This is a genomic window from Secundilactobacillus oryzae JCM 18671 (assembly GCF_000740055.1).
GTDB lineage: Bacteria > Bacillota > Bacilli > Lactobacillales > Lactobacillaceae > Secundilactobacillus > Secundilactobacillus oryzae.
Genome location: NZ_BBJM01000049.1, coordinates 1 through 9,189, shown reverse-complemented (window position 1 = coordinate 9,189; position 9,189 = coordinate 1). Strand labels below are relative to the sequence as shown.

Genomic DNA, 9,189 nt, shown 5'->3' with positions numbered 1-9,189 from the left:
TTCAAAAACTCATTTTGCAAAATAACAATTTCTCCAGAATAAGCTCTATCAATCTTACATAATTCACCATTTATTGAAGTATACATTTCTGTAACTTTTATTTTTTCTTTTTCTGATACTCTAACCGAATCTCGTAAATGTAGTACTCCACTATAAAGGCGTATATATGCAAGACGTTGTCTTTTTTTTGTATATTCAATTTTGAAAACATTTCCGCAAAGTTCAGACGGACCTCGATGTGTTGATGAATAAAATTTATTAGTAATAACTTCTATAAGGTTATCAATCCCTATATTACTTTTTGCACTTCCATGATAAAGAGGGAACAGAGAACAATTCTGAAATCTTATGCTTTCCTCTTGTTCGAGTTCCAATGCTTCTAATGATTTACCGGACATATATTTCTCTAAAAGGTCATCGTTTCCCTCTATTACCGTATCCCATTGTTCAGATTCGGTAAAGTTCGTCACACACATATTAGGATACAGTTCTACCTTCTGTTTGATTACAATTTCGGCAGAAAGTTTCTCTTTAATATCCTGATAAACCGTTGATAAATCAATTCCATTTTGGTCAATCTTATTGATAAAAAAGATTGTGGGAATCCCCATTTTCCTAAGTGCATGAAATAATATACGAGTTTGTGCTTGTACGCCATCTTTTGCAGAAATCAGTAGAATTGCCCCATCTAAAACTGATAATGAACGATATACTTCTGCTAAGAAATCCATATGTCCTGGCGTGTCTATGATGTTCACCTTCGTATTTTCCCACTGAAAAGAGGTTATTCCTGTCTGAATTGTAATTCCTCTCTGACGTTCTAAAAGCGTATTATCCGTCCTCGTTGTACCTTTGTCCACGCTTCCTAATTCTGTAATCGCTCCACTGTTATATAATAAGCTTTCTGTTAAGGTAGTTTTTCCTGCATCAACATGAGCTAAAACTCCAATATTAATAATTTTCATGTGATTTTCCTCCATTCAAAAACCCAAAAGGGCATAAAAATCCCAGTGATAAATACTTTTATCACTGGGATTTTTATGCATAACCATAGGTATACAAAGCATACAGATATTCTCTGGATACTTTAGAATCACATGATAAAGGTATTCTTAAACTGGGTACAAAAAACTAAGCCCTCCTAAAAAAGGACATCTAATTATTTGTTCCCGCTATCAAATTGACAGTTTATTTAAGAATACCTTGCCGCATATTTATTAACTCCTTTTAAATAGTCACTTAAATAATAGCACGTAAGAGCATATTTGTAAAGGAATCTCCAATTTTTTATCAAAAAGAGTACATGATTACAAAGTATCTGTAATCATGTACCAATATTTGTTATTTTACAATCTTCCAATTATCTTGTTTTTCTAATATCAACTCAAATTGCGAGATTTGGGTTGCCTTTGTTTCTTGATCTAAATATTTCACAGCGACATTCACGATTACTTGGTTATCTTTTCTGGTAAAGATAGGATTCACCAATTCCTCGAAAACATATTCCTTGTTAATCATAGGTAACACATGATTACTTACATAGTAAGTCAATTCTTTTTCTGTGGCGGTAGGATAGAGCTGGAAGAACGTTTCTAAAAAGCTAATGATTTCGTCCATCGTTTCTGTATCTACTGTATGGTCACTTTCTAGCTGTTTGGGTTGGTAGTCCGATTTTTGAGGTTTCTTACTCATTGTCGGATTTTTGATAATAACCATATTATCTGATTCATCTATATGGACAACCACATGAAAGCTAGACGATATAGTTTCCTTGTCTTTGTCTTCGGTAATAACTTGTTCAACAGAAAACAGTACCTCAAAGGTGTTCTCATTCACTTGAGAAACCTGCCACACCTGTATATCGTTCACACTAGAACTAGTAGGAATATCCTTACGAATCATTTCTTCATTTAATACCTGCAATTCTTCCGTCAAATAATGGGTCAATTTCTCATTTCGTTTATCAATGGCTTCTTGGGATTGTTGCCACGAAAAGTAGTCTTTCGCAAAGGATTTCACAAAACTTTCTACTTGGTTGGTATCGACAATCTGCTGTTTAATGATTTCTGTTTCACGGACAGTATGAGTGTCAATGGCAGTAAAATTTTTATAGATTCCAAATCCGACACTACCAATCAATAAAACCCATAAAACAAAGGTTAATTTCTTATGCGTGCCAACTTTAATCATCGGAACTTTTCTTTGCTTGCTCGGTTTTTTAGATTTCTTTGGTTTCTCCTTCTTTTCTTTTCGCTCGTTTATCAGCACCAGTCCCGACGCTTCCTGTCAAATAACGGCCGATAATGTTATAGCCAGCTGCTTTCAGTGATTTAGCCGTAGCAGCTGATGTGATTTGAGTAGCCATGTCGACACCATCTGAAGATCGGTTAGTGTTACCATTACTAGTTAATAAGCCTTTGATCACAGTTAGGTCAGCAGTTGAAGTATAAGGAGGCAACTTCATGAATTTTCTAAAGGAAACTATACCGTCGGCAACATTTTGTGTAAATTGGCCATTGAAGGCGCCTGAATAGAAACCATTAACGTAAAGACCATATTGAATAATTTTAACGATTGCCCCAGTTGCGCCAGAATTAACAGTTGGTGTTTTATTGATCGTACCAGGACCATAATAACCATTAGCAGTTCCAGTATCCATACCTTCCACTGACTGCAAAGCATAAATCAAAGCAGTGTTCGTATCCCTTTGATAAATTCCATCACATGGTAAAATACCAGTGTAAGCTTGATAATCATGATTAAGCTGTTGTTGCATTGAACGGATTTTAGCGTCCCCACCAGGAACTAAAACAAACGCGCTCATTGTCAACAAGGCTTTCATAATATCCGAGTTTACATTGGCGCTGGTGTCTTTGATACCGGCGTCTTTTTTTAATTCAACGACAGCAGCAGCCGTGTTAGTAGTAAATTCTCCGGTAAAGTCTTCAGGGTTGATACCCTTACACCAAAAGCCACCTTGGATTATTTTAACAACATTGTGCTTAAAGCCAGTTTTAACTTTATTAGCAAATTGAGTATCCCATTTAGCGGCAGTTGAAGGGCCAAAATTATCAACTAGATCTGTGATACCTAATTCGTGTTGCAGGGCTCTAGTTAACCCATAAACTGTGTTCCAACCAGTATTACCGTCCTCGGGTACTTTACCAAAGCCAGAAACTTTACCGTAAGTTTTGTTGAGCCAGACTTGTGTTTCTTTTACCATTTCATCCATACATAAATCGTCCTTTCTGTGTTGTTTAGCAACCATAAGCGCCTACAACGAACAAGCTATCAAATGAGTAAGCAGTTTCTGATTCAACCTCCTTAAAAATTATTTGCTCAATATTCGAACACACGTTCGAGTAGACGGCTTAATTTTAGCACAGAAAAACAAGAAAACAAATTTTTGTCGGATTATTTTCGAACAAAAAAGATCTTCCAGGAAAATGGGAAGATCAAGTAAGCTATATATTTTTAAGGGCCCATTTTTACCAAATAGCCCCTTGAAAACATTGTTAAAATAACCCCCAATATCTATAATGTAGATATTGGGGGTTATTCTTTGTTTTTATCAATAAATAACATCTGCTTTTTAGAAAAATTGTTGGACCTTTGTACTAATTGAACTAATTTCTTGCCGAGATAAAGTGGACACAACTTCGCCATCTGATCGTTTTGTTGGATCGACAGCACGGACATGTTGCAATAACGCTGTCCCGTGAATTTTCCCGTTATCTATCCTGATAAATAACGGCGATTTAGCATACTTTTCTTGGGTACGATATTTGTCAGAGGTACTGATTGGCACAACTAGCACCGTATTAAAATAGCGATTATAGTGATCGTTGCTTACAACTAAACACGGTCGCTTTTTCTTAGTTTCAGTGCCTTTAGCCGGATCTAAATTAATCCATAAAATAGCGCCTTGTTTTAATTTCATTAATCAAAGTCTTCGCTTTCCACATCTTTACCCCAATCAACTTCTGTTGTACTGAGATTTCCAAACTTTTTTTCTTGTTCATCAACAAGTTGCCATAGATCCGGTTTACTACGAACAATCATTACTTTACCATTTGGTTCAATCTGCCATTCAATTGTATCAGTAGACCGAACCTTTAACAGTTCACGTACTGTTTTAGGAATTGTAATCTGATTTTTACTTGTGATCTTTGAGCTAACCTTAGTTACATTACCTGCACTCACAATATCATCTCCTTACTTTTTCCTTACAAAAAATAATAACATAACTGCTTTAATATCTCAAGAAAAGGAGAAAAGACTATGCAACAAGTTGTCCTACCCATCAAAGATTCAAATGTTCTCAAAGAAGTTCAAGATACGTTACTCAATAATTTTAAAGCTGGCCGTCGTAACTATACAATTTTTCAAGTTGGTAAAGCTACGCTACTAAGAGTCAGTGACGTTATGTGCTTAAAACAGACCAATATTTTTAATCCGAACGGTTCCATTAAACAAAATGCGTTTATTCATGATAAAAAAACTGGTAAACCTAATACCTTGTATCTTAAACCGGTTCAAACAGACCTTTTGTTGTATCGTCAATGGCTGCTTGATAATCAGTTACAATCTGAATGGCTCTTTCCTTCCATTCAACACCCCGAACGACATATCACAGAAAAACAGTTCTACAAAATCATGAGCAAAGTTGGCGATCTTTTAAGTATTAATTACCTTGGTACCCATACGATGCGCAAGACTGGAGCTTATCGAGTTTATACGCAATCTAATTATAATATTGGTTTGGTTATGTACTTATTAAATCATTCAAGTGAAGCGATGACTTTAGCTTATTTAGGCTTGGACCAAGCAAGTACCGAAACTATGTTAGACCAAATTGATTTTGGTTAGAATTGGTTATTTTTTAGTTGTTGCCGAAGGCAACTTCTGAGACAGATTTTAAGCACAAAACCTCTACTAAATTTTGGTGGAGTGTAAGTGCGCCTTGACCGAGATTTGCTCAGTTTGCGGACTCACATAGATTTTCTATGTGTAAGTGCGCATTAAACTCATTTCATTCCGTTTAATGACGCTAAAAAATAGCTAACTTGATCATTGAAATAAAGGTTGTTTTTTAGTTCAATGCGCACTTACACACAACAACTAAAGTTGATTGTGCTTATACTAAAAAAAGTTGTATTAGATTTCGCTGCGCTCAAACAAATCTTTTTAATTGCTTTACACCGTTTTTCTTTCTAAACTTAATTACCATCTTTGAATAACTAACTATAAAAAGATGCCTTTAATTTAAACCTGAAATAATTAGCTAATGTTAGGAGTAACTCAGATGGACGAAAAAAAAGTATTAAAGCCAATTGATGAAATGCTTGCTGATCCTTGGCAAGTTGATATTCAAGAATTGTTTGAAGCTTTTGTTCATGAACCTGATGAGATCAAACAGAATTTGTATAATTCCTTGTACACTTACATTTTGCAAAAAAGACAAGAAGATATTATTAATCGACCAGGATTTGTAATTTAGCCCTCTAAAAGCTCACTGAGGGCTTTTTATTTTGTTTTGGCATAAATTATATGTAAATATGCTTAAAACTGCTGAGAATTGAAAATAAAGGCCTTAAAAGGGACATAGCAGTTAAATTCTTATTATGTTTTAGAAAAGCTAACTGTTTGCTGTCAATGGTAGCGGACGAGCAAAGCGTGGGAGCATAAGGAATTGACAGCTCTAAACCAGTCTTAACACTGAATTGGCGAAAGCCAAAGTTTCTATAAAACTTTGCTTTCCTGCCTAACGGCGAGTGAAAAAACGGTCAAGCTGGTTCAGCTTGACGGGGTGCGGGGCGTCAGCGCCCGTATAAATGTGGCTTGCCACACCTTTTTAGGCAACGAACGAAGTGAGGCGCAAAGAGCGTAGCGAATGGAGTTTAATGTGAGCCGGTTTTTGGCTCACTCCTTTGTGTTTTTGATTTTAGGTCTTGATCTCGTACAGTGGTGCCTCTTATATACCTCTTTTATAAACCTCTTTTAAACCTCTTTTAGACCCCTCTTGAACCTTACTCTCCCAAGGCTTATAGAAGTTTATCAAGTAGGTTTTGTCTGTTTATCAAGTAGGTTTTGTCTGTTTATCAAGTAGGTTTTGTCTGTTTATCAAGTAGGTTTTGTCTGTTTATCAAGTAGAACTATAAAGTTGACTACTTGATAAACATAATCTAAAATTAATTTGTAATCATTAGGAGGTACAGCATGGGAAATGAAATTATTAAATATGATCCAGAGTTAAATACCATTCCACTTCGAAAATTTACTCCAGTTGAAATGAATTTATTTTTTTCGATTATTTCTCGTATGCGTGATAAGAGTGATCAGACCATTCGTTTTACTTTTGATCAATTAAAAGAGCTAAGTGCTTATAAACCTACTGCAAATAACCGTTTTGAAGATGACATTCAGAGAACTTATGAAAAAATGATGGGATTACATTTTGGTAGACGAAGTAAAAGTGGATTAACTCGAGAGTTTTTTGTTTTGTTTACAGAATTTAAAATTGATGGAGATGCAGAAGAACCTTATGTAGACGTAAAAGTTTATGAACGTGCTTTACCCCTTTTAAACAAGCTTGAAAGTTGGGTTCGTTATGCGTTGGCAGAGTTTAGAGATTTAAAAAGTAGTTACGCAAAAACAATGTTTCGGTTACTAAAACAGTTCAGAACCACTGGATATGCTTATTTTTCTAAAGAAGACTTTTTTGAATTACTAGATATGCCCAAAAGTTACTGGAATAGTCCCTCTAACGTCGATAAATTTGTTATAAAACCCATTAAAGAAGAATTAACTCCTTTGTTTAGAGGATTAACGGTTAGAAAAAAATATGGTAAAGGGCGTGGGAAACCAGTTATTGGCTATTCGTTTACCTGGAAACCAGAAAAGAAAGATGCCAATGATTTCTCACAAGGCCAATTACAAGATGAGCGTCAAAAGCTTTTTAATATTCAGCATAATGGTGAATTAACAGAGCAGGAAAAATGGCGCGCCATTGACAAGGTTAAGGGGTTAACTTTAGGCTCTACTGAGAAACAAGCATTGGCTGATAAACAGGCCGAGCACGATAAAAAAATAAGAGATCAAGCAAGACAAGAAGCACTTGCTGAACTCCGAAAGGGGTTTGGAAATCATGCCTAAAACTATTAGAGAACTTGCTGATGAATTGGGCGTTTCAAAGCAGGCTATATGGCAAAAGATAAAAAGAGATGCGTCAATCGATTTACGTCAATTTACATCAACAAAAGGCAATACTGTTTACGTTGATGTTGATGGGCAAAAAGCTATTAAAGCAATGTTCTCAAACGATTCATCAACAAGATACCGTCAACAAAAAGATGATGTTGACGACAACAAAAAAGATGCGGTTGATGGACAAGATGAAGTGAAATTCCTTCGAAATTTAGTATCAGAATTTCAATCTGAAAAGAAAGAGTTACATAAGTTACTAGATCAGCAACAAAGATTGGCCTTACAGGACAAACAACTGCTCGAAGAATACAAGGCAGAAATTAAGGACTTGAAAGCCTTAACGATGGCACCGCATGATAATAGTGAAAAAGAAGTGACGTCAGACAAACAACCGGAACCTGAAAATAGCACCCCGGAGTCACAACCTAAACCTAAAAAGTGGTGGCGTTTTGGTAAATAGTTACAACTAAAAAAGAAAAGAAGACTAGTTAAATAGCGGAAGATAAATTTGAACAATCTGTAGCTGCCAAGCTAAAGGGTGAGGGCTGGGACTGTCCCACAGATTATTCTGGTGGGTAGATTGTAAAATTAATCCGAACGCTGTTCGGACAAAAAAGATCAGCTTCCTTTAAAATGGTGTTTACCACAAACCCATCTTTTAGGAGCTGATCTTTTGTCTAGTATAACCTATTCCGAACGAATTAAAATCGAAACCTTTTGTGAACTAGGGCTGTCCAATATCCAAATGGGCGTTCGGATTAATTTTACAATCTACCATATTAAAGAATATTTCATCTTATTTAATAAGAAACCATATTTATATAACAACATAAAACGCACTAAGTTATTTTATTGAACATATATCTTACTTTATCTATCCGACTATTTAGACGACGGGTCTGGCAAACAGGTTCGCCAGTGGTAACCTGATATCCTTTTAGCTCTGCTAAACAAACACTAAGCCCATTTGTAAAAAAAGTTAAATCATTGCGATAATCTTGAATACATCGAGCAGGAATTTCTCCAATAATAATGACCTCATTATTTTTCAGTTGAGTATTTACGATATTTGCACAATATTTGGGAGCATCGTTATATGCCCGTGAAAGATATTCCTGTGGTGCATAAACTTTAAAACTAAGATATGGCTCTAACAATTCTGTTCCAGCTTTTCTAAAGGCTTGCTCCAGTACAATAGGAGTAAGCATCCGAAAATCTGCTGGAGTACTAACAGGGCTATAGTATAAACCGTACTTAAAACAGATTTTACAATCCGTCACATTCCAACCATATAATCCTTGTTCGCAACCATAGCGTATCCCTTCCATAACTGCATTTTGAAATGATTGATTTAAGTATCCAAGAGAAACCGAGCTCTCATACTGCATTCCACTTCCCAACGGAAGCGGTGATACAGATAAACCAATGGAAGCCCAGAAAGGATTTGGCGGCACTTCGATGTGAATGGTATATTCTGCATTTTTTAACGGTCTCTCCATATAAATGACTGTAGGCTCTTTTAGTTCTATCTCCACATGATACTTTTCTTGCAACAGTGCACTAATCACTTCCATTTGTACTTTCCCTAAGAAAGAAAGTATAATTTCATGTGTCGTAGAATCCACGTAATATCGTAGAAGCGGATCACTATCTGAGATTTCCAAAAGGGCATCAAGCAACATTTCTCTCTGTTCAGGTTTACTCGGTTCAACAGTTGTTTGTAGTAGAGGGTGCGGATTTTCAATCTTTTTTCTCTGTGGCAATAGTTTTGTATCTCCAAGAACACTATTTAACTTCAAAAACTCATTTTGCAAAATAACAATTTCTCCAGAATAAGCTCTATCAATCTTACATAATTCACCATTTATTGAAGTATACATTTCTGTAACTTTTATTTTTTCTTTTTCTGATACTCTAACCGAATCTCGTAAATGTAGTACTCCACTATAAAGGCGTATATATGCAAGACGTTGTCTTTTTTTT

Annotated in this window: 10 protein-coding genes and 2 pseudogenes; 5 read left to right on the top strand and 7 right to left on the bottom strand. The window is 35.6% G+C overall.

Annotated elements, in window-relative coordinates; translation table 11 throughout:
- From LOSG293_RS09220 to LOSG293_RS09190, 6 genes and pseudogenes are all read right to left on the bottom strand, one after another.
- On the bottom strand, positions 1-965 hold a 965-nt coding region (locus LOSG293_RS09220), incomplete at its 3' end, for a GTP-binding protein (protein WP_034529647.1).
- Between the two features lie 15 nt (positions 966-980).
- Positions 981-1,028: pseudogene (locus LOSG293_RS10355) on the bottom strand (hypothetical protein); the annotation flags it as partial.
- Between the two features lie 313 nt (positions 1,029-1,341).
- The gene (locus LOSG293_RS09205; protein ID WP_004256734.1) at positions 1,342-2,190 is read right to left on the bottom strand and encodes a conjugal transfer protein; all 849 of its coding nucleotides are present in this window, start codon (positions 2,188-2,190) and stop codon (positions 1,342-1,344) included.
- 28 nt (positions 2,191-2,218) lie between these two features.
- Positions 2,219-3,232, bottom strand: a complete 1,014-nt coding sequence (locus LOSG293_RS09200) for a glycoside hydrolase family 25 domain-containing protein (RefSeq protein ID WP_011117013.1) — start codon at positions 3,230-3,232, stop codon at positions 2,219-2,221.
- A 360-nt stretch (positions 3,233-3,592) separates the two neighbouring features.
- Positions 3,593-3,940 carry a type II toxin-antitoxin system PemK/MazF family toxin gene (locus LOSG293_RS09195; protein WP_001748061.1) on the bottom strand — a complete coding sequence of 116 codons (348 nt, stop codon included), beginning with the start codon at positions 3,938-3,940 and terminating at the stop codon, positions 3,593-3,595.
- Entirely contained in the window at positions 3,940-4,203 is a 264-nt protein-coding gene (locus LOSG293_RS09190; RefSeq protein WP_001748062.1) for a type II toxin-antitoxin system PrlF family antitoxin, read from the bottom strand. The genes LOSG293_RS09195 and LOSG293_RS09190 overlap by 1 nt, the downstream gene beginning before the upstream one ends.
- 78 nt (positions 4,204-4,281) lie before the next feature.
- On the opposite strand from LOSG293_RS09190, the gene LOSG293_RS09185 reads away from it, so the two are divergent.
- The 5 genes and pseudogenes from LOSG293_RS09185 to LOSG293_RS09160 all read left to right on the top strand — a co-directional run.
- Positions 4,282-4,869, top strand: a complete 588-nt coding sequence (locus LOSG293_RS09185) for a site-specific integrase (protein ID WP_001748063.1) — start codon at positions 4,282-4,284, stop codon at positions 4,867-4,869.
- Between the two features lie 418 nt (positions 4,870-5,287).
- Positions 5,288-5,500, top strand: a complete 213-nt coding sequence (locus tag LOSG293_RS09180; RefSeq protein WP_001748064.1) for a hypothetical protein — start codon at positions 5,288-5,290, stop codon at positions 5,498-5,500.
- 719 nt (positions 5,501-6,219) lie between these two features.
- The gene (locus tag LOSG293_RS09175; protein ID WP_001748065.1) at positions 6,220-7,155 is read left to right on the top strand and encodes a replication initiation protein; all 936 of its coding nucleotides are present in this window, start codon (positions 6,220-6,222) and stop codon (positions 7,153-7,155) included.
- Positions 7,148-7,666 carry a helix-turn-helix domain-containing protein gene (locus LOSG293_RS09170; RefSeq protein WP_001748066.1) on the top strand — a complete coding sequence of 173 codons (519 nt, stop codon included), beginning with the start codon at positions 7,148-7,150 and terminating at the stop codon, positions 7,664-7,666. Before LOSG293_RS09175 ends, LOSG293_RS09170 begins: the two co-directional genes overlap by 8 nt.
- Before the next feature lie 213 nt (positions 7,667-7,879).
- Positions 7,880-7,969: pseudogene (locus tag LOSG293_RS09160) on the top strand (IS30 family transposase); the annotation flags it as partial.
- Positions 7,970-8,045: 76 nt separating this feature from the next.
- Here the strand turns inward: LOSG293_RS09160 and LOSG293_RS09155 are convergent.
- Positions 8,046-9,189, bottom strand: a 1,144-nt coding sequence (locus tag LOSG293_RS09155; RefSeq protein WP_034529636.1) for a TetM/TetW/TetO/TetS family tetracycline resistance ribosomal protection protein, incomplete at its 5' end; no start/stop codon positions are given.

Coding starts and splice junctions, on each gene's coding strand:
- LOSG293_RS09180 (WP_001748064.1), top strand. CDS start 5,288: ATGTTAGGAGTAACTCAGATGGACGAAAAAAAAGTATTAAAGCCAATT.
- LOSG293_RS09175 (WP_001748065.1), top strand. CDS start 6,220: ATGGGAAATGAAATTATTAAATATGATCCAGAGTTAAATACCATTCCA.
- LOSG293_RS09170 (WP_001748066.1), top strand. CDS start 7,148: ATGCCTAAAACTATTAGAGAACTTGCTGATGAATTGGGCGTTTCAAAG.
- LOSG293_RS09185 (WP_001748063.1), top strand. CDS start 4,282: ATGCAACAAGTTGTCCTACCCATCAAAGATTCAAATGTTCTCAAAGAA.
- LOSG293_RS09205 (WP_004256734.1), bottom strand. CDS start 2,190: ATGATTAAAGTTGGCACGCATAAGAAATTAACCTTTGTTTTATGGGTT.
- LOSG293_RS09200 (WP_011117013.1), bottom strand. CDS start 3,232: ATGGATGAAATGGTAAAAGAAACACAAGTCTGGCTCAACAAAACTTAC.
- LOSG293_RS09195 (WP_001748061.1), bottom strand. CDS start 3,940: ATGAAATTAAAACAAGGCGCTATTTTATGGATTAATTTAGATCCGGCT.